General features: G+C 65.8%; 20 protein-coding genes. 9 read left to right on the top strand and 11 right to left on the bottom strand.

The genetic code is table 11. The features are described 5' to 3' along the window. Positions 1–4: 4 nt before the first annotated feature. Together AC4PRM_RS01975 and petA are read right to left on the bottom strand one after the other, a co-directional pair. Positions 5–1333: a cytochrome b gene (locus AC4PRM_RS01975; RefSeq protein WP_373255837.1), complete on the bottom strand. Its 1329-nt coding sequence runs from the start codon at positions 1331–1333 to the stop codon at positions 5–7. A gap of 13 nt (positions 1334–1346) precedes the next feature. Continuing rightward, complete coding sequence (gene petA / locus AC4PRM_RS01980) at positions 1347–1943, bottom strand: ubiquinol-cytochrome c reductase iron-sulfur subunit (protein WP_492038591.1); 597 nt, start codon at positions 1941–1943, stop codon at positions 1347–1349. A 138-nt stretch (positions 1944–2081) separates the two neighbouring features. On the opposite strand from petA, the gene AC4PRM_RS01985 reads away from it, so the two are divergent. Next, a complete protein-coding gene (locus tag AC4PRM_RS01985) occupies positions 2082–2537 on the top strand; it encodes a tRNA (cytidine(34)-2'-O)-methyltransferase (protein WP_487922942.1) in 456 nt (151 codons plus the stop codon). 45 nt (positions 2538–2582) lie between these two features. Beyond that, entirely contained in the window at positions 2583–3461 is an 879-nt protein-coding gene (gene hemF, locus AC4PRM_RS01990) for an oxygen-dependent coproporphyrinogen oxidase (RefSeq protein ID WP_373255840.1), read from the top strand. Between the two features lie 13 nt (positions 3462–3474). Here hemF and thrC read toward each other — a convergent pair whose 3' ends face one another. The 4 genes from thrC to AC4PRM_RS02010 all read right to left on the bottom strand — a co-directional run bounded on the left by thrC (position 3475) and on the right by AC4PRM_RS02010 (position 8144). After that, a complete protein-coding gene (gene thrC, locus AC4PRM_RS01995) occupies positions 3475–4857 on the bottom strand; it encodes a threonine synthase (RefSeq protein ID WP_492038592.1) in 1383 nt (460 codons plus the stop codon). 67 nt (positions 4858–4924) lie between these two features. Next, on the bottom strand, positions 4925–5545 hold the full coding sequence (locus tag AC4PRM_RS02000) for a glutathione S-transferase family protein (RefSeq protein ID WP_373255842.1): 621 nt from the start codon (positions 5543–5545) through the stop codon (positions 4925–4927). A 16-nt stretch (positions 5546–5561) separates the two neighbouring features. Further along, positions 5562–6833 carry a NupC/NupG family nucleoside CNT transporter gene (locus AC4PRM_RS02005; protein WP_492038593.1) on the bottom strand — a complete coding sequence of 424 codons (1272 nt, stop codon included), beginning with the start codon at positions 6831–6833 and terminating at the stop codon, positions 5562–5564. 198 nt (positions 6834–7031) lie between these two features. Continuing rightward, complete coding sequence (locus tag AC4PRM_RS02010) at positions 7032–8144, bottom strand: aldo/keto reductase (RefSeq protein ID WP_492038594.1); 1113 nt, start codon at positions 8142–8144, stop codon at positions 7032–7034. Positions 8145–8228: 84 nt separating this feature from the next. Between AC4PRM_RS02010 and AC4PRM_RS02015 the strand changes: the two genes are divergently transcribed. Next, positions 8229–8840: a TetR/AcrR family transcriptional regulator gene (locus tag AC4PRM_RS02015; protein WP_492038595.1), complete on the top strand. Its 612-nt coding sequence runs from the start codon at positions 8229–8231 to the stop codon at positions 8838–8840. Here the strand turns inward: AC4PRM_RS02015 and AC4PRM_RS02020 are convergent. After that, the gene (locus tag AC4PRM_RS02020; protein WP_492038596.1) at positions 8831–9709 is read right to left on the bottom strand and encodes a branched-chain amino acid aminotransferase; all 879 of its coding nucleotides are present in this window, start codon (positions 9707–9709) and stop codon (positions 8831–8833) included. The two genes, AC4PRM_RS02015 and AC4PRM_RS02020, sit on opposite strands and share 10 nt — an antisense overlap. 88 nt (positions 9710–9797) lie before the next feature. Between AC4PRM_RS02020 and AC4PRM_RS02025 the strand changes: the two genes are divergently transcribed. The 3 genes from AC4PRM_RS02025 (at position 9798) to AC4PRM_RS02035 (ending at position 12460) form a co-directional block, all read left to right on the top strand. Further along, the gene (locus AC4PRM_RS02025) at positions 9798–10529 is read left to right on the top strand and encodes a response regulator (RefSeq protein ID WP_492038597.1); all 732 of its coding nucleotides are present in this window, start codon (positions 9798–9800) and stop codon (positions 10527–10529) included. 6 nt (positions 10530–10535) lie between these two features. Beyond that, on the top strand, positions 10536–11879 hold the full coding sequence (locus tag AC4PRM_RS02030) for an ATP-binding protein (protein WP_492038598.1): 1344 nt from the start codon (positions 10536–10538) through the stop codon (positions 11877–11879). An 86-nt stretch (positions 11880–11965) separates the two neighbouring features. After that, on the top strand, positions 11966–12460 hold the full coding sequence (locus AC4PRM_RS02035; protein WP_492038599.1) for a hypothetical protein: 495 nt from the start codon (positions 11966–11968) through the stop codon (positions 12458–12460). Here the strand turns inward: AC4PRM_RS02035 and AC4PRM_RS02040 are convergent. The 3 genes from AC4PRM_RS02040 to AC4PRM_RS02050 form a co-directional block, all read right to left on the bottom strand. Then, positions 12450–13256 (bottom strand): pyrroline-5-carboxylate reductase family protein, encoded by an 807-nt coding sequence (locus AC4PRM_RS02040; protein ID WP_492038600.1) that lies wholly within the window; start codon positions 13254–13256, stop codon positions 12450–12452. The genes AC4PRM_RS02035 and AC4PRM_RS02040 overlap by 11 nt on opposite strands. 3 nt (positions 13257–13259) lie before the next feature. Beyond that, positions 13260–13763, bottom strand: coding sequence for a type III secretion system chaperone family protein (locus tag AC4PRM_RS02045; RefSeq protein WP_449495841.1), 504 nt, complete (start codon positions 13761–13763; stop codon positions 13260–13262). A 64-nt stretch (positions 13764–13827) separates the two neighbouring features. Next, positions 13828–14115, bottom strand: coding sequence for an accessory factor UbiK family protein (locus tag AC4PRM_RS02050; protein WP_492038601.1), 288 nt, complete (start codon positions 14113–14115; stop codon positions 13828–13830). A 188-nt stretch (positions 14116–14303) separates the two neighbouring features. Here AC4PRM_RS02050 and lgt point away from each other — a divergent pair, with 188 nt between their 5' ends. From lgt to pgeF, 3 genes are read left to right on the top strand one after another with little or no spacing between them, the layout of a single operon-like run. Continuing rightward, positions 14304–15209: a prolipoprotein diacylglyceryl transferase gene (gene lgt / locus AC4PRM_RS02055; protein WP_492038602.1), complete on the top strand. Its 906-nt coding sequence runs from the start codon at positions 14304–14306 to the stop codon at positions 15207–15209. A gap of 3 nt (positions 15210–15212) precedes the next feature. Continuing rightward, a complete protein-coding gene (locus AC4PRM_RS02060; protein WP_492038603.1) occupies positions 15213–16298 on the top strand; it encodes a class I SAM-dependent methyltransferase in 1086 nt (361 codons plus the stop codon). Continuing rightward, on the top strand, positions 16295–17077 hold the full coding sequence (pgeF, locus tag AC4PRM_RS02065; RefSeq protein WP_492038604.1) for a peptidoglycan editing factor PgeF: 783 nt from the start codon (positions 16295–16297) through the stop codon (positions 17075–17077). Before AC4PRM_RS02060 ends, pgeF begins: the two co-directional genes overlap by 4 nt. Before the next feature lie 26 nt (positions 17078–17103). Here pgeF and lpxC read toward each other — a convergent pair whose 3' ends face one another. After that, positions 17104–18030 (bottom strand): UDP-3-O-acyl-N-acetylglucosamine deacetylase, encoded by a 927-nt coding sequence (gene lpxC / locus AC4PRM_RS02070; protein ID WP_373255853.1) that lies wholly within the window; start codon positions 18028–18030, stop codon positions 17104–17106. Positions 18031–18171: the final 141 nt, after the last annotated feature.

Here is an 18171-nt window from a genome sequence, read left to right on the forward strand (position 1 = left end):
GCGATCAGCCCTTCTTCTCGGCCGAGGCGGGAACGGCCCCGCTCATGGCGTCGCTGGTGCCCAGCACCGGCTCGGAGATGGTCGCAGGGATCCGGCGCGGTGTCTCACGCAAGCCGACCAGCGGCATGATCACCAGGAAGAAGGCGAAGTAGTAAAGGGTCAGGAAGCGCGTCAGCCACAGGTAGGAGTTCAGGTCACCGTCGATCAGGGTGAAGGTGCTGAACGAACCGATGACGGGGGCGTCAGGCAGTTGCCCACCACACCAGCCCAGTCCCAGACCCACGATCACGAAGATGATGAAGAAGGTCCGCATCGTCGGGCGATAGCGCATCGACCGCACCTTGGACGTGTCCAGCCAGGGCAGGACGAACAGGACGCCAATGGCCGCGAACATGGCGACCACGCCGCCGAACTTGTCCGGAACCGCCCGCAGGATGGCGTAGAAGGGCAGCATGTACCACTCGGGCACGATGTGCGCCGGCGTCACCAGCGGGTTGGCGGGAATGTAGTTGTCCGCATGGCCCAGGGCATTGGGCATGAAGAAGACGAAGAAGGCGAACAGGATCAGGAACAGGATGATCGCGAAGCCGTCCTTGACCGTATAGTACGGGTGGAAGGGCAGCATGTCCTTCTTGGCGCGATCCTTGGGGATCAGGATTCCGACGGGGTTGTTCTGACCGGCGTGGTGCAGGGCCCACAGGTGCAGGACCACACAGCCCGCGATCACGAACGGCAGCAGATAGTGCAGAGAGAAGAAGCGGTTCAGCGTCGCATTGTCGATCGCCGGGCCGCCGCGCAGCCAGATCAGCACCGGCTCGCCGATGACCGGGATGGCCCCGATCAGATTGGTGATCACCTCGGCACCCCAGAAGGACATCTGGCCCCAGGGCAGGACGTAGCCCAGGAAGGCGGTCGCGATCATCAGGAAGAAGATCACGCAGCCCATGATCCAGATCATCTCGCGCGGGGCCTTGTAGGAGCCGTAGTAGAGGCCGCGCAGCATGTGGATGTAGACCGCGATGAAGAACATCGAGGCCCCGTTGGCGTGGGTGTAGCGGATCAGGTCGCCGCCGTTGACGTCACGCATGATGCGCTCGACCGAGGCAAAGGCCATTTCGGTATTTGGCACATAGTGCATGGCCAGGAAGATGCCCGAGGCGATCTGCACGACCAGGCACAGCGCCAGAATGGCCCCGAAGGTGTACCAGTAGTTCAGGTTCTTCGGCGTCGGCAGCGACATATAGTCGGCCCCGAAGCGGATGATCGGCAGGCGGGTGTCCATCCACCGCTCAATGGCGGTCTTGGGCACATAGGTGGATTCGTGATCGCTCATGCTTCTGACCTAATCAACCGATCTGCACGCGGGTGTCGGAGACGTACTGGTACTCCGGCACGACGAGGTTCAACGGGGCCGGGCCCTTACGGATACGTCCGGACGCATCGTAGTGCGAGCCGTGGCACGGGCAGAACCATCCGCCGAAGTCCCCGGCATTGAAGGTCGGCACGCAGCCCAGATGAGTGCAGGAGCCGATGACCACCAGATACTTTTCGTGACCGGCCTTGGTGCGTTCGACGTCGGTCTGCGCCGGGCTGCCGACGGCACCCTCGCTGACGACACGTTGCAACTCGGCGGGCGTACGATAGCGCACGAACACCGGCTTGCCCTGCCATTTGATCACGACCTGCTGGCCTTCCTGAACCTTGGTCAGGTCGAATTCGATGGTCGACAGCGCCAGGGTATCGGCGGCCGGATTCATCGAATTAATCAGCGGCCAGACGACCATGGCCCCGGCACCGACAGCCGCAGCACCGGCCGCGATGTGGATGAAGTCCCGGCGGGTGGCTTCGCCACTTTCGTTGTTCTCAGTCACGACCGATTCGGCCACGTCACACTCCTCATGCGCCGCGTGTCGCGCGTCTGAAGACGGCGTTTGTCGCGGCATGAACGCTTTAGCGAAAAACCCTTGTCCTGACCCGGTCTGGATTTGCGGCTCATCGACGCAAGTTGCTGACGCCACTTGCGAAACAGTCGCAATTAAGACCGCGACAAGCCCCCGGGCCACGCGTAAGAGGGCCTTAGAATGCGTCTCGCCCTTTTTCAACCGGCCATTCCACAGAACGTCGGCGCCAGCATCCGCTTGAGCGCCTGTTTCGGCGTGGACCTGCATGTGATCGAGCCGACAGGCTTCCACTTCGACGACCGCGCCATGAAGCGCGCGGCCCTGGATTACGGGCCGCTCGGCCACCTGACGCGCCACGCCGATTGGAATGCGTTTCAGCGGGATCGTGGGCCCGGTCGCCTGATCCTGTTTACGACCAGGGGGGCCACGCCGCTGGACACCTTCACCTTCCAGCCCGACGACACCCTGCTATTCGGCAGCGAAACCAGCGGGGCGCCCGACCACGTCCATGCCGCCGCCGATGCCCGCGTTGTCATACCGATCCGCCCAGAGGCGCGCTCACTGAACCTGTCGGTCAGCGCCGGCATGGCGCTATGGGAGGGGTTGAGACAGACGGGCGGTCTGACGTTGCGCTGACGTGTCTCTTCCCTCCCCGTCCCGCGAGGGACTAGACACTTGGCTATGAGCGACGTGACCACGGATCCCCTTAAGCTGAAGCAGGCCGAGACCCGCGCCTGGTTCGAAGCCTTGCGCGACCGCATCCATCTGGCGTTCGAAGCGCTGGAGGATCAGGCGTCGGCGGAGTTGTTCCCCGGTGAGCCCGGTCGGTTCGAGCGCACGCCGTGGCAGCGACCGGAAGGTGGCGGCGGCGTCATGGGGATGATGCACGGACGGCTGTTCGAAAAGGTCGGGGTGCATTGCTCGACCGTGCATGGCACCTTTCCCGCGGATTATGCGAAGACCGTGCCCGGTGCTGCGGAGGACCCGCGCTTCTATGCCACCGGCATCAGCCTGATCGCCCATCCGGTCAGCCCGCGCATCCCGGCGGTGCATATGAACACACGCTTCATCTCGACGACGAAAAGCTGGTTCGGCGGCGGGGCGGACCTGACGCCGGTGCTGGATGTTGATCGACATCCGGACGCCAAGGACACCTTGGGCTTCCACGCCGCCATGAAGTCGGCCTGCGATGCCCACGATCCGGCCTATCATGCGAAGTTCAAACAGTGGTGCGACGACTACTTCTGGCTGGCCCATCGTAACGAGCCTCGCGGCACCGGCGGCATCTTCTACGACCACCACGACAGCGGCGACTATGCCCGAGACTTCGCCTTCACCCGCGACGTCGGCGAGGCCTTCCTGTTCGCCTATTCCGAGATCGTCGCTCGCCGCATGGTCGAACCCTGGACGCCAGAAGAGCGTGAAGAGCAACTGGTCCGGCGCGGTCGATACGTCGAGTTCAACCTGCTCTATGATCGGGGCACCATGTTCGGCCTGAAGACCGGCGGCAATGTCGACTCGATCCTCAGTTCCATGCCGCCGGTGGTGAAGTGGCCTTAGCGAGGGTCCAAGTTCAGGCGATGACTGCGCGAACCGAGGCCAGATCGGCGTAAACCGTCTCGAACCTCTCTGGGTGCCCCTCCAGACCCCGAAGTTGCTGGGGACGTTCCGGCTCGATGCCGATGGCGGAACGTACGGCCTCGGGGAATTTGGCCGGATGGGCTGTGGCCAGGGCGACCACCGGGCCGTCGCGGCGGTTCAGTCGGCGCGCCGCAGTCAGGGCCACCGCCGTGTGGGGGCAGATGACGCGGCCTGTCTCGCGATAGGTACGGCCGATCTCCTCGGCTGTTTCGGCCTCGGTCACGGCGACCGCCGACACCTCGCGGCGCAAGGCTCCCAGCAGGTCGTCGGGGATCTGGACCCGTCCGTGCCGCGCGAAGTCCTCGAACAGGCCGCGCGTCAGGTCGGCGTCCCGGCCCGAGGCCTCGAACACCAGCCGCTCGAAGTTGGAGGGGGCCTGGACGTCCATGCTGACGCTGGCGGTCGCGGTGGCCGTGGTGCGCTCATAGACGCCGGTGTTCAGCGCGCGGACCAGGGCGTCGTTGCGATTGGTGGCCGCGACCAGGCCATCCATCGGCACGCCCATCCGCTGCGCGCCCCAGCCCGCGAAGGCGTCGCCGAAATTGCCGGTCGGCACCACATATGTCGCCAACGGGGCCGCGTCGCCCAGCGCGCGTGCGGCCGTCACATAGTAGGGAATCTGGCCCGCCAGCCGCGCCCAGTTGATGGAGTTTACGGAGCTGAGCCGCCGCCCGTCACGCAGGCCCTCGTCGGCCAGCAAGGCCTTTACCAGCCGCTGGCAGTCGTCGAAGTCACCCCGCACCGCCAGATTGCGGACATTGTCCGCGCCCGTGGTCGTCATCTGCAGGCGCTGGATGGGCGAGACGCGGTCGAGCGGATGCAGGATCACCAACTCCACCCCCTCGACGTCCGCAAAGGCGCGCGCCGCAGCCGCGCCGGTGTCGCCACTGGTCGCCGTGATCAACAGCAGCCTCTGTCCGCTCTGCTTCAGCGCCGCCTCGGCCAGCACCGCCGCCATCTGCATGGCGTAGTCCTTGAACGCCGCCGTCGGGCCGTGGAACAGCTCCAGCATGTGCAGATTGGGGCCGATCTGGACCAGGGGCGTCACCTCCGGCTCCAGGAACCCTTCAGTCAGACGCCAGGTCGCCCGCGTCAGCGCCTCGTCCGGCAGGGCATCGCCGACGAAGGGATGCAGCACGGCATGAGCCACCTCTCGCGCCGAATGGGCGGTCATCGCCTCGGGAGTCAGGGCGGGCCAGCGGCTGGGCACATACAGGCCGCCGTCGGGGGCCACGCCACGCAACAAGGCCTCGGCGAAGTCTATGGCGGGGCTCTGGCCCCGGGTACTGATGTAGATCGATGCAGCAGCGGGCATGGGCGGTCCGATGATTGGTCAGATCATCCAACAGGTCGCCATGCCGCGACGCAACAAGAACCGTGCGTCAGGCCCCGGCTTTCGCTGCCGGGCGGGCACGGCAGGCCTCCAGCCAGCGGGCCAGATGGGTGAACTCTTCCGGCGGGCGGTATTTGACCAGGCGAGCGAAATCCAGACCGACGACGGCCACGATGTCGGCGATGGTGAACCGGTCCAAGGCCATGAACTCGCGATCGGCCAGATGCCGGTCCAGCGTCTTCATGAACCGCTCGGCCGAGACCTTGTTGTAGTCCGCCACCTGCGGCAGCTGGGTCGCCTCCAGCGCGGCCAGGGCCGGATGCGAATGGCGCACGCTGAGCATGATTGGATTGGCCAGATAGAACTCGCCCCGCCGCATCCACATCTCGACGATCGCCTGTTCGCGCGCGTCCTGGCCGAACAGATTGGGCTCCGGGTACAGGGCCTCCAGGTAGCGGCCAATAGCGATAGATTCGGAGATGGTCGTGCCGTCGTCCAGGGTCAGGGACGGGACGTGGGGCACGCCGACGCGGGCGCGGTATTCCGGCGTCTTGTGCTCGCCGACCATGATGTCCAGTTCGACCAGTTCGACATCCTCGATGCCCTTTTCGGCCATGACCCAGCGAACGCGGCGCGGATTGGGGGCGCGATGGGAGGTGTAGAGCTTCATCGTCAGGGTCTCCGGTTCAACGGAATATGGCGGCAGGCATGGCACCGACAACCGCCGCCGTCATCAGGGTCGCGAGGAAGCCGGCGAACAGACCCTTCCACACCAGACCCAGGACTTCCTCGCGGCGCTCGGGCATCAGGACGGACAGGCCCGTCACGGTGATCCCGACCGAGCCGATGTTGGCGAAGCCGCACAGGGCGTAGGTCATCAGCATGCGGGTGCGCTCGGTGATCTCGCCGTCGGGAATGCCGCCCAGCCGGATGAAGGCCACGAATTCGGTCAGGGTCAGCTTGACGCCCAGAAGGCCGCCCGCCTTGCCCGCATCGGCCCATTCCACGCCGGTCAGCCAGGCCACCGGCATGAACAGCCAGCCCAGCACCCGCTCGACGGTCAGCGGCGCGTCGAACAGCACGATGCCGCCGACCATCACATTGACCAAAGCGACCAGAGCCACGAACACGATCAGCACAGCCGAGATGTTCAGCACCACCATCAGGCCATCGGCCGTGCCCTTGACGATGGCGTCGATGGCGCTGTCGTATTTCAGGGCCGAGCCATAGTCGGCAACCGCCCCGCCCTGCCCCGGCGTCTCCGGGATCATGATGCGGGCCAGCAGCACACCCGCCGGGGCCGAGACGATGGAGGCGACCAGCACATGGCCCGCCGCATTGGGCAGGACCGGGGCCAGGATCGAGGCATAGGCCACCATGGTCGAGCCCGCGACGGTCGCCAGGCCGACGACCATCATCAGAAACAGCTCAGACCGCGTGAGCTTGTCCAGATAGGCGCGGATGACGATCGGGCTCTCGATCATGCCCAGAAAGATGTTGGCCGCGACGGCCAGGGCCGACGCCCCGCCCAGTCCCATGGTCCTCTGGAATATGAAGCCGAAGCCGTGCGTGACCCACTTCAGGATCTTCCAGTGCCACAGCAGGGCCGAGAGCGCTGAGATCACCAGGATCAGCGGCAGGACCTTGAAGGCGAAGGTGAACAGCGCCAGTTCGTCCTGCACCGGATAGGGCTGGGCCCCGCCGGCCAGATAGCCGAAGACGAACTTGGTCCCCTCCTCCGTCGCCAGTTCCAGTCCCTTGACGCCGTTGTTGATGCCGTCGAGCACGACCTGCGAGCCCGGCACGGCAAAGGTGACGAAGATCAAGCCCGCCTGGACCGCGATGGCCCCCAGCGTCAGCCGCCACGGAAACACCTTGCGGTTCTCGGACAGGCCCCAGCAGGCCGCCACGATGACGACCAGACCCAGCAGGCTCTGAAGGTTCAGCAGGCTGAACATGATGCGTGATCTTCCCCACCCCGGCCACGCCGGTCCCAGATCGCTTGAACGCCGCGGATGAAGCTCTGGCAAGAGGTGAAGTGAGAGTCTGTGAGAGTGACTCTACTTTCTCTCACGTCAGGCTTCAGCGGTCGGGCCTTCGTGCGGCGCAGACTGGCACGAGGGCACCTCAGAACTGGTCGCAGGTTCGTCGCCGCCCTATCCGCCCCGATGATCCGTCACATCGGCCCCGAAGACAGCATTCTTGCGCATGGCGGGCTGGAGCAGGCCATAGATCAGGCGGGGTTCGGCGGCGCTGACGGCGTCGAGTTCGGCGCGCTGTTCGGGTGAGAACTGGACCTGCAAGGCCGTCGCGTTGTCGGTGACCTGGCTGGCGCGGCTGACGCCCATCAGGGTGGAGGTCACGCCGGGTCGGCCGACGACCCAGGCCAGGGCCAGGCGGGCCGGGGTCTGACCCGTCTCCTCGGCCATGCGGCGCAGGACATCGACGATGCGCCAGTTGCGCTCGGTGAACAGGCTGTCGCCGAAGGGATTGGCTCCGTCCAGACGTTTGTCACCCTCGGGGCGCGCCTCCTCGGAGGTGGCGGCGTCACGGGGCAGGCCACCGGCGCGCGGGGCACCGGCCTCGACCGTCGCGCGGTCGTATTTGCCGGCCAGCAGGCCATAGGCCAGCGGGCTCCACGGCACGATGCCCAGGCCGAAATCCCGGGCCAGAGGCACATGCTCGTCCTCGATGTCCCGATTGGCCAGGGAGTAGAAATACTGCAGCGCGATCGGACCGGGGAGGCCTCGCGCCGCCGCCAGCGTCGCCAGCTTGGCGACGAACCAGGCCGGACTGTTGGACATGCCCCAGTAGCGAATCTTGCCCGACCGGACGAGGCTCACCATCGTTTCAAGCAACTCCTCCGCCGGGGTGACGCCGTCCCAGACGTGCGCCCAGAACAGGTCGACATAGTCGGTGCCCAGCCGCGTCAACGACCCCTCCAGCGCGCGCGTCAGATGTTTCGCGCCATTGCCGCCCGCCAGCGGCCAGGCCCCGGTGTTGAACCCCGCCTTGGTGGCTATGACCATCTTGTCGCGCAGGCCGCGCTCGGCGATGAAGCGGCCCACCATCTCTTCGCTGCGACCACCCGAATAGACGTCAGCGGTATCGACGAAGTTGCCGCCTGCATCGACGTAGGCATTGAACACATCGCGCGACACGTCTTCGCCGGACCCCCACCGCGCGGTGCCGAAGGTCATGGTGCCGAGCGCCAGCGGACTGACGACCAGGCCGGACCGTCCCAGGGTGCGATAGTCTGTGAGGGTCATGGCTTGGTTTTCTATCGATTGATATGAAACCCTCTGCGCGTCTTGCGGTCCTGCGTCAATAGTTTCATATTGATCGTTATGGAAATGGAGTCGCACACGGAACCGCGCCGGATCGGACGCCCGCCCTCCTTTGATCGCGCGGTCGCCCTGGAACAGGCGATGCTGCTGTTCTGGAGGCACGGCTATGAGGCGACATCGCTCAGCGATCTGACCCGTGCCTTGGGGGTGACGGCACCCAGCATCTATTCCGCCTTCGGGAACAAGAAGGCGCTCTTTCTGGAGGCGGTCAGCCTGTATCTGTCCGGTGGATCGTCGCCGACCGCGATCATCGATGCGGCCCCCTCGGCGCGCGACGCCGCTCAGGTCCTGATGGAAGGCGCCGCCATCGCCTATACGGGCGAGGAGACGCCGCCGGGATGCATGCTGGCCACCTCGGCCATCAGCGTGTCCGCAGAAGCGGCGGATGTGCAGGCGCATCTCTCGGCCATTCGCAACGGCGTCGAGGCGCATCTGAGGGCGCGTATTCAGGCCGAGGTGGCCGACGGCACCCTGCCCCCGCACACGGACGCCGAAATCCTGGCGGCGCACACGACGGCCATTATCCAGGGCTCGTCGACTCTGGCGCGTGACGGTGCATCACGCGACAAGTTGCTGCGCATTGCCCGGTCCGCCATGACGGCCTGGCCTCAGCGCTGACGCCGCACCAGACGACCGTAGTCTTCCATCAGGCCCAGGCTGAGCGCGCCCGGCGTGAAGCGGTATTCGCCGATCTCGCTGACCGGTGTGACCTCTGCGGCCGTGCCGGTCAGGAAGCATTCGCTGAAGCTCGACAGTTCCTCGGGCCGGATATGGCGCACGATGACCTCGATCCCCTTGGCCTTGGCCATTTCGATCACGGTCTGACGCGTGATGCCGTCCAGGATCGCGTCGATGGGCGGGGTGTGGAGCACGCCATCCTGAACGAAGAAGACGTTGGCGCCGGTCGCCTCGGCAACGTAGCCGCGCCAGTCCAGCATCATGGCGTCGGAGAAGCCGCGCTTTTCAGCCGCCGTCTTGGACATGGTGCAGATCATGTACAGACCCGCCGCCTTGGCCGCCGAAGGGGCCGTGGCCGGGTCGGGGCGACGCCATTTGGCCCACTCCAGGCGGATGCCCTTGGCCTTGGTCTCCGGGTCGAAATAGGACGGCCATTCCCAGGCGGCGATGGCGACATGGGCCTTGGAATTCTTGGCCGTGACGCTGACCTGTTCGGAGCCCAGGAAGGCCACCGGGCGTACATAACAGTCGTCCAGCCCCATCTTGGCGCAGGTTTCCTTGCAGGCGGCGTCGATCTCGGCCACGCTATACGGAAGGTCGAAGTCCAGCAGGTTTGCAGAACGCTTGAGGCGTTCGCTATGCGGGGTCAGCTTGAAGATTTCGCCCGCATACATACGCTCACCCTCGAAGACCGACGAGCCATAGTGAAGTGCATGGGTCAGAACGTGCGTTTTCGCGTCCCGCCAGGGCACGAAATGCCCGTCCATCCAGATCCAGCCGTCACGATCGTCGAAAGGAACGAAGGCCATTGAATAACGTCTCCCGTAGCGATGCTGGTTTTAGACCCGTCGAAAAGCCTCAGGTCAACGCCTGTCGGCATGGCGCGGGCGTATCCGCATGACCGATTCGCGCAGCAGCGGCCGTTCGGGCCCCATCGCCGGCCCCGGCGCAGGCCGCCATCTGCTGGTCGTCGACGACGATGACCGCATTCGCGACCTGCTGAAGGAGTTCCTGGCACGCGAGGGATACCGTGTCACCGGGGCCGCCCACGCCGCCGCCGCGCGTCGTCTGGTCGAACTGATCGAGTTCGACCTGATTGTGCTTGATGTCATGATGCCGGGCGAGAGCGGCTTTGACCTGACCAGCTGGATCCGGTCCCAGGCGGAGACCTCCAAGACACCGGTCATGCTGCTGACGGCCAAGGGCGATCCCGACGACCGGATCGAAGGGCTGTCGCGCGGGGCCGACGACTATATGTCCAAGCCCTTCGACCCGCGCGAGCTGGCGTTGAGGGTGGATGCCATCCTGCGACGGACCGGGGGCAAGCCCCTGACACCGCGCGAGATCAAGCTGGGTCCGGCGGTGTTCGACATGGAACGGCTGGAACTGTCGCGCGACGGGGCTCCGTTGCGCCTGACAGAGGCCGAGGCCCAGTTGCTCAAGACCCTGGCCATTCACGCCCATGCCCCGGTCGAGCGGATGAGCCTGTCGCCCGATACCGCCGACATCACCGGCCGCGCCGTCGATGTCCAGGTCACGCGCCTGCGCCGCAAGCTGGAGGTCGATCCCAAGAACCCCCGCTATCTCCAGACCGTACGCGGCATAGGCTATATGCTGGCCCCGGATTGACGACGCATGAGGCTGCTGCCCTTTAACGTCTGGGCGCGGGTGCTCAAGCGGCGGTTGCCGACCTCGCTGTGGGGGCGGTCTCTGCTGATCATCGTCCTGCCGGTGCTGGTCATGCAGGTAGCGGTGACCTGGGCGTTCTTCGACATGCACTGGCAGACGGTGACGGCGCGCCTGTCCGACGGCCTGGCCGGCGACGTCGCCTGGGCGACGGAAAGCTATGCCGACGATCCGACGCCCCAGAACCTGGCCGTCATCGCCGACCGGGCCCAGCGATCCATGTCCCTGTCCATCGCGCTACAGGACGGGGCGACCTTGCCGGAGAACGTCCGGCGGGGCCCCGTCGGGGTCATCGACCGCACCTTAGGCAAGGCGCTGGAGAACCGGGTGGATCAGCCGGTTTGGTTCGACACGACCCGATACCCCGCCTATGTCGACATCCGCGTTCAGCAGCCGCAAGGCGTCCTGCGGATCATCGCGCCGCGCGAGCGAGCGGTGGCGACCCAAGCGCATATCTTCGTGCTGTGGCTGCTGATCGCGACTGTGCTGCTGCTGTCGATCGCGGTGCTGTTCATTCGCAACCAGGTTCGCTCGATCGAACGGCTGGCCGATGCCGCAGAGGCCTTCGGGCGGGGCGAGGCGCGTGAACGGTTCAAGCCCCACGGTGCAAAGGAAGTCCGCGCCGCCGCCACCGCCTTCATGGCCATGCGCGAGCGGATCCAGCGTCACATCGATCAGCGCACCGCCATGCTGGCCTCCGTCAGCCACGACCTGCGCACCCCGCTGACCCGTCTGCGGCTGGAACTGGCCCTGGCCCCGCCCTTCAAGCGGCAGACCGCCATGAAGGGCGACCTGGACGAGATGGAGCATATGATCGACGAGTATCTGGCGTTCGCGCGGGGCGAGGCGGGCGAGGCGACGCAGTCGATATCCGTCAACGATCTGCTGCGCGCTGCGGGTGATGACGCCCGGCGGGCCGGGGCCAAGGTCGAAATCGCGGCGCAACCTGGACTGACCGCGTCGCTTCGCCCCCTGGCCTTCAAGCGGGCCCTGACCAATCTGGCGGGCAATGCCGCCGTGCATGGCGAGCATGTCCGGCTGTCAGCCCGAGCCCTGCCCTCCGGCGGGCTGGAGATCATGGTCGAGGATGATGGCCCCGGCATTCCGGACGACATGCACGAGGAGGCCTTTCGCCCTTTTTCCCGGCTGGACGCCTCGCGCAATCAGAACAGCAAGGGTGTTGGTCTGGGGCTGGCCATCGCGCGCGACGTGGCCCGCGGACACGGCGGCGACATCACCCTGGATCGCAGTGACCTTGGGGGGCTGAAGGCGGTCATTCGACTGCCGGAATAGGTGCCGATCACATTTCGGCGCAGGGTCTGGCGAAGCGGAGCCATTGGGCGCATCTTGAGTGCACAGGGGCTTTGGAGTGTTTGAACATGCGTAAACTCGCCTTTTTTGCACCTCTGGGTGCCGTAGTCGCCCTGGCCGCCAGCCCTGCCCTGGCCGAGCCGCCCACCATCAATGTCACTCTTGGAAACGAGCTTCAGGCCAAGGTCGATGAACTGGGCGATCGTGACGTCAGCGAACAGGCCACGCGACTCGTCGGCGTTGTCCAGTCTACCCTGATCAATCGCGGTGCCCTCGACGGCGCGACCATCGACCTTGTGCTGACCGACCTCAAACCCAACCGCCCGACCTTCCAGCAGTTGGTCGATCGCCTTGGTCTGGACGGCACCCGCAGCGTCTCCATCGGTGGCGCGACGATCGAAGGGACGATCACAACGGCTGAAGGCCAGACACTGCCGGTCAGATACGACTGGTACAGCAGCAATATTGCCGACGTTCGGGGCTTTGGCACCTGGCAGGATGCGGATCGCGCCTATCGTCGTCTGGCCGTGAATCTGGCCGACGGACGCTACGTTACGCGCTGAGTTCGCCTGCGCGGGACACGGCGGCCTTGACCGCAGCCTCGGCTGCGCGATCCAGGTCGCCGCTTTCGGCCATGGCATCCAGACCCGCCTGGGTGGTTCCTCCGGGCGACGCAATGCGCGCGACCAGGTCTTCAAGAGAAGCACCTGTCGCGGCTCCAGCGCCAGCTGACCGCAGCGCGCCCGCGGCCAGCCTCGCGGCCGCATCGAGCTCAAGGCCTTGGGCCTGGCCCGCACGCGCCAGGGCCTGGGTGAAGGCATAGACAAAGGCGGGTGCCGAGCCGGCGACTGCCGTTGCCGCATTCATGCGTGCCTCGGCGTCCAACTCCACGACATCCGCAAGGGGATCGAACAGAGCTTTGGCCCGCGTCACGCCCGCTGGCGCGTTCGACCACACGGCGGCGACACCACTGGCCTGAGCCACGGCCGTAGTCGGCATGACGCGAGCGACCCGCCGGCCGGAAAGCTGTTCGATATCCGTGGCCAGAACACCCGCCATTACGGAGATCAAAATGGTCTCAGGATGCAGATGGTCCATCAGGGGCGTCAGCGCTTCACGCCATTTGGCGGGCTTGACGGCAATGACGAGGGTCCGGGCCTGACCAATCTCGTTCAAGGCCGGATTGATCCGCGCGCCGCGATCCGCCGCGACCTGCGAAGCCGGCTTTTCGGACGGTGTCAGTATGATCAGATCGGCCGGAGCTACCGCGCCCGTCTTGAGCCAGGCTTCCAGAATAGAAGAACCCAGACGTCCACAGCCCAGAAGGATGACGCCGTTTGAGATCTGGTCAGTCGTCATGGATCAAGCCGTGCCGACGGTCTCGAACAGACAGGCGGCGATAGCGTCCTGGGGCTTCTTGGAGCCGCGGATCATGAAGTCGAAGGCGGGGTAGTACCGATCCGCAGCCTCGACCGCCGCGTCGATCATGGAGGCGGCCTGGGCCAGGGTCGGGCGCTCGCCGAACGGCAGGGCCAGCGAGTGGCGGAAGACGATCTCGCCGTCCTCGGCCCAGACCTCGAAATGGCCCATCCAGGTGCGCTGATTGATCAGGCCGACCAGTTCATAGGCGGCCGCGCGGCGAGACTTGGACGCCTGAAGGTCCAGGGCACAGCACAGTTGAAGGCAATCCCCCTCGGGCCGCCAGGCGAACCACAGCTCATAGTCCTTCCAGTCGCCGGCCAGTGCGAAAGCGACATCGCCCTCGTCCGTGCGGTCGAACGGCAGGTTTTCCGCCACCAGGACGTGTTCGACGACATCCAGCGGATCGTGCGGGACATCGACTTCTTCAGGGCGGACAGCGTCCATCAAATACTCTCCGGGCGCGACTCACACCCCATGCGACGACCGTAGGCGGGTTCGCAGATTCGGCTCAACCGACTGCGTCCTCAGGGGGAACAGACGCTGTGGACGTTCCCGCGACAGGCTTCTTTGTCGGCTTTTGAACAGATTTCAGCGTCGCGATCTCTGAGCGGAGAGCGGCGATCTCGGCCTTCAGCGCATCGAACTCGTCGCGGCGGACCAGGTCCATCTCGGCGACCATGCGGTCGGTCTGGGCGCGCCAGGCGGTCTTGGCCTCTTCGCCGGCGGCCTGCGCCAGACCCATGGCTCCGGTCGTCAGCTTGGCGAATTCGTCGAGGATGGGGTTACGCGTCTGCATGGAAACTCTCTCCGACTCAGCAGGACTGAGTGTGATGATGGTCGGCCCGTTATGGTAAACGAAACCTTGATGTCCATGCGCCCGATGGCATCAGTATGTCCCCATCACAGCGTTCGGCTGCAAAATCCCGCGACGGTAACGCAGCCGCTTGCTAAAGCGGGGCGACCCACAGCCTTGAAGGAGGCCGCGTGCCTTTTCCCGATTTCGACCCGGTCCTGATCAGCATCGGTCCGCTGGATCTGCGCTGGTATGCGCTGGCCTATGTGGCGGGCATCGTCCTGGGCTGGTGGTACGCCAATCGCCTGGCGAAGAACGCGGCCGTGTGGGCTCCGGGTCAGCCACCGGCGACGACGGTTCAGGTCGACGATCTGGTGCTGTGGATCACCCTGGGCATCATCCTGGGCGGACGGTTCGGCTATGCCCTCTTCTACCAGCCGCACCTGTATGGCGACCTGTTCACCGGAGCGACCTGGGGCGAGCGGCTGGGGCTGTTCCGGCTGTGGGACGGGGGCATGAGCTTCCACGGCGGACTGATCGGGGTCAGCCTGGCCATCGTCTGGTTCGCCTGGAAGAACAAGATCAGGCTGCTGAGCCTGGGCGATCTGGTGGCGCCGGTCGTGCCGATCGGCCTGGGCTTCGGGCGGCTGGCCAACTTCATCAATGGCGAGCTGTACGGCCGCCCGACCGACGTGCCTTGGGGCGTCAACTTCTGTAACGACCGCATCAGGGATATCTTCGGCCCATCATGTCAGTATGTGGATCCGACCGGACAGGTGTTCGGCCCCGGTGACATGGTCCGTCACGCCAGCCAGCTTTATGAGGCGGGGCTTGAGGGCATCATCCTGTTCGGGGTGCTGTGGCTCGCCGTCTACAAATGGGGGCTGTTGAAGAAGCCGGGCTATGTCTCCGGCATCTTCCTGTTTGGCTACGGTCTGATCCGGGCGTCGCTGGAAAACGTGCGCCAGCCGGATGCGGGTCTCGAGAACCTGCCGCTTGGTCTGACGATGGGCATGATGCTGTCCATCCCGATGATGCTGATCGGGGCGTGGCTGATCTGGCGTGCCTGGAGCCGTCCGCCGGTGCAGGCGGCCTGATTTATGGAGCCGGCCTCCACCCTGGCCCAGCGACTGGCCCGCGAGATCGCCCTGACCGGTCCGATGACCATCGCGGACTATGTCACACGCTGTCTGCATGATCCGCAGGACGGCTACTATGCGACGCGGCCGTCGATCGGGGCGACCGGCGACTTCATCACGGCCCCGATGATCAGCCAGATGTTCGGCGAGCTGATCGGCCTGTGGGCGGTCGAGACGTGGGAGCGACTGGGGGCACCAGAGCGGGTTCGTCTGGTCGAGGTCGGGCCCGGCGACGGTACGTTGATGGCCGACGCGTTGCGGGCATCGCGGCTGGCTCCCGACTTCCTGCAGGCCGTCGATCTGGTCCTGATCGAGCCGAGCCCGCCTCTGCGTGCCGCCCAGGCGCGCATGCTGGCCGACAGCGACGTGCATCCCCGCTGGGTCTCTGATCTTGGCAAGGTGGAGACCGACGCGCCGGTCATCCTGATCGCCAATGAGGTGCTGGACTGCCTGCCCGCCCGCCAGTTCGTGAAGACCGAGGACGGCTGGGCCGAACGGCGCGTGGGCGTCACAGACGAGGGTGGTCTGACCTTCGGGCTGGTCGCCATCAGCGGCGGGTTCAAACGCCCAGACTTTTCGGTCGAGCCCGGCCAGACCGTCGAGATTTCGGATCAGCAGGCGGCGTTCGGGCGTGATGTGGCGACCCTGATTAAGGCGACGTCCGGCGCGGCTCTGCTGGTCGACTATGGGCGGTCGAGGCCCGAGCCCGGCGACACCCTGCAAGGCCTGCGTCGGCACCAGAAGGTCGATCCCCTCGACGCACCGGGCCAGACCGACCTGACGCAGTGGGCCGATTTTCCTACCGTCCAGGACGCCGCCGTTCGCGCCGAGGCCGACGTCACGGGTTGCAGGGGTCAGGGGGAGTTCCTGCAGCTGCTGGGCATCGAGGCCCGCGCCGACCGGCTGAAGGACGGCCGTCCCGAGGCCGCACCCGTGATCGACCGCCAGCTGGCCCGTCTGACCGCCGACGACCAGATGGGCACCCTGTTCAAGGTCTGCGCGATCTTCTCGCCGCATACACTGGTGGTACCGGGCTTCGAGGCATGACCGGCGCAGCGACCCTGTCCCCCATCACCCATCCGCTGCTGGACAAGGCGGGTATTCGCCACGGCTTCTTTACGCGACTGGGTGGCGTCTCGACCGGCCTGTACGACAGCCTGAACACCGGTGTCGGCTCATTCGACGATCCCGCCGCCGTACAGGAGAACCGCCGCCGCATCGCCGCACACATGGGTGGCAGCCCCGACGATCTGGCCGCCTGTTACCAGATCCATTCCGCCGTCGCCCGCGTGGCCGAGGCGGGCTGGCGTGGAGACCGGCCCGAGGGCGATGCCGTCGTCACCGCCACGCCCGGCCCGATCTGCGCCGTCCTGACCGCCGACTGTGCGCCTGTGTTGTTGGCCGATGTCGAGGCAGGCATCGTCGGCGCCGCCCATGCGGGCTGGCAGGGGGCCCTGGGCGGCATCGTCCACTCAGCGGTCGCCGCGATGCAGGCGCTGGGGGCGGATCCCCGCCGTATCGTCGCCGTCGTCGGTCCCTGTATCGCGCAATCCAGCTATGAGGTCGGGGCCGACTATCAAGAACGGTTCGAGCACCACGACCCCGGCAGCGGACAGTTCTTCGCGGAGGGTGCGGCGGCGGACAAGCGTCTGTTCGACCTGCCCGGCTTCGTCCTGTGGCGGCTGGAACAGGCGGGGGTCGGAGAGGCGGCCTGGACAGGGCATGACACGCGGGCAGATGGCATGCGGTTCTTCTCCAACCGCCGGGCGCACTTGAATGAAGAGCCGGATTTCGGTCGGATGATGAGTGCGATCAGCCTGGGGTGATCACATCGCCTGCGATGCGATGAGGGTCAGCCCGCCATCGCCATTTCAGGCACGCGGGTCACTTCGCGCCAGGCCTGTGGATTGGCCAGCAGTTCGCGGACCAGCAGGTTGTTGATGGCGTGACCGGCCTTGACGCCTTCATAGCGGCCCAAAAGGGGCGCGCCGAGGACATACAGGTCGCCGATGGCATCCAGCGCCTTGTGCCGGACGAACTCGCGTTCCATCCGCAGACCGCCGGGGTTCAGAATCTGGTCGCCGTCGATGACCACGGCATTTTCCAGGCTGCCGCCGCGGGCCAGGCCGGCACGGCGCAGAGCCTCGACCTCATGGGCGAAGCCGAAGGTGCGGGCGGCCATGATCTCGGTGCGGAAGGTGTCTTCGTCCACGACGAAATCCACAACCTGATTGCCGATGACGGGCGTGGGAAAGTCGATCTCGAACCGCATCTCGTAACGGTCGCAGGGCAGAAGGGCGGCGGACTTGTCGCCGTCCTGAACGCGGATCGGCTCAAGGATTTCGATGTAACGCACGGGGGCCGACTGGCGGCGGAAACCGGCGCGGTCCAGCAACTGGACGAACTGAAGCGCCGAGCCGTCCAGGATCGGCAGTTCGGGGCCATCGACCTCGATCACCGCATTGGAAATGCCCAGGGCTGCGAACGCCGCCATCAGATGCTCGATGGTCGACAGGCGAACGCCCGCCGCATTCTCGATCATGGTGTTCAGGCGGGCATCGACGACCGCCTCACCCGAGACCGGGATGCGATTGTCGCGGTCGGTGATGTCGGTGCGGACGAAGACGATGCCGGTGCCCTCGGCCGCCGGGCGCACAGCCAGACGCACACGGTCACCCGTGTGCACGCCCACGCCGGCGATGATCGCGGGCGCGACGGTCGTCCTCTGGCGGTGGTCGAAACTGGCGGGCACAGACACTCTCGTTTTGCACGGCGACATGGTTAGCGGATTTCGCCTGAGGAGCGATGTACCCGGCCTTTCGCAAGAGCGAAATCAAAGTCCGGTTTCGGATTGTTTCGGTATGGGACCGTCACACTGGATCAAGGAACTGGGGCCCAACGAAAAACCGCCCCGGCCCTG

This window comes from Brevundimonas sp. DW-iso22 (genome assembly GCF_058725425.1).

What these genes read in the sequence shown, in the direction of transcription:
- AC4PRM_RS01975 (WP_373255837.1), bottom strand. Translation starts at nt 1,333, where the DNA reads ATGAGCGATCACGAATCCACCTATGTGCCCAAGACCGCCATTGAGCGG.
- petA (WP_492038591.1), bottom strand. Translation starts at nt 1,943, where the DNA reads ATGCCGCGACAAACGCCGTCTTCAGACGCGCGACACGCGGCGCATGAG.
- AC4PRM_RS01985 (WP_487922942.1), top strand. Translation starts at nt 2,082, where the DNA reads ATGCGTCTCGCCCTTTTTCAACCGGCCATTCCACAGAACGTCGGCGCC.
- hemF (WP_373255840.1), top strand. Translation starts at nt 2,583, where the DNA reads ATGAGCGACGTGACCACGGATCCCCTTAAGCTGAAGCAGGCCGAGACC.
- thrC (WP_492038592.1), bottom strand. Translation starts at nt 4,857, where the DNA reads ATGCCCGCTGCTGCATCGATCTACATCAGTACCCGGGGCCAGAGCCCC.
- AC4PRM_RS02000 (WP_373255842.1), bottom strand. Translation starts at nt 5,545, where the DNA reads ATGAAGCTCTACACCTCCCATCGCGCCCCCAATCCGCGCCGCGTTCGC.
- AC4PRM_RS02005 (WP_492038593.1), bottom strand. Translation starts at nt 6,833, where the DNA reads ATGTTCAGCCTGCTGAACCTTCAGAGCCTGCTGGGTCTGGTCGTCATC.
- AC4PRM_RS02010 (WP_492038594.1), bottom strand. Translation starts at nt 8,144, where the DNA reads ATGACCCTCACAGACTATCGCACCCTGGGACGGTCCGGCCTGGTCGTC.
- AC4PRM_RS02015 (WP_492038595.1), top strand. Translation starts at nt 8,229, where the DNA reads ATGGAGTCGCACACGGAACCGCGCCGGATCGGACGCCCGCCCTCCTTT.
- AC4PRM_RS02020 (WP_492038596.1), bottom strand. Translation starts at nt 9,709, where the DNA reads ATGGCCTTCGTTCCTTTCGACGATCGTGACGGCTGGATCTGGATGGAC.
- AC4PRM_RS02025 (WP_492038597.1), top strand. Translation starts at nt 9,798, where the DNA reads ATGACCGATTCGCGCAGCAGCGGCCGTTCGGGCCCCATCGCCGGCCCC.
- AC4PRM_RS02030 (WP_492038598.1), top strand. Translation starts at nt 10,536, where the DNA reads ATGAGGCTGCTGCCCTTTAACGTCTGGGCGCGGGTGCTCAAGCGGCGG.
- AC4PRM_RS02035 (WP_492038599.1), top strand. Translation starts at nt 11,966, where the DNA reads ATGCGTAAACTCGCCTTTTTTGCACCTCTGGGTGCCGTAGTCGCCCTG.
- AC4PRM_RS02040 (WP_492038600.1), bottom strand. Translation starts at nt 13,256, where the DNA reads ATGACGACTGACCAGATCTCAAACGGCGTCATCCTTCTGGGCTGTGGA.
- AC4PRM_RS02045 (WP_449495841.1), bottom strand. Translation starts at nt 13,763, where the DNA reads ATGGACGCTGTCCGCCCTGAAGAAGTCGATGTCCCGCACGATCCGCTG.
- AC4PRM_RS02050 (WP_492038601.1), bottom strand. Translation starts at nt 14,115, where the DNA reads ATGCAGACGCGTAACCCCATCCTCGACGAATTCGCCAAGCTGACGACC.
- AC4PRM_RS02060 (WP_492038603.1), top strand. Translation starts at nt 15,213, where the DNA reads ATGGAGCCGGCCTCCACCCTGGCCCAGCGACTGGCCCGCGAGATCGCC.
- pgeF (WP_492038604.1), top strand. Translation starts at nt 16,295, where the DNA reads ATGACCGGCGCAGCGACCCTGTCCCCCATCACCCATCCGCTGCTGGAC.
- lpxC (WP_373255853.1), bottom strand. Translation starts at nt 18,030, where the DNA reads ATGTCGCCGTGCAAAACGAGAGTGTCTGTGCCCGCCAGTTTCGACCAC.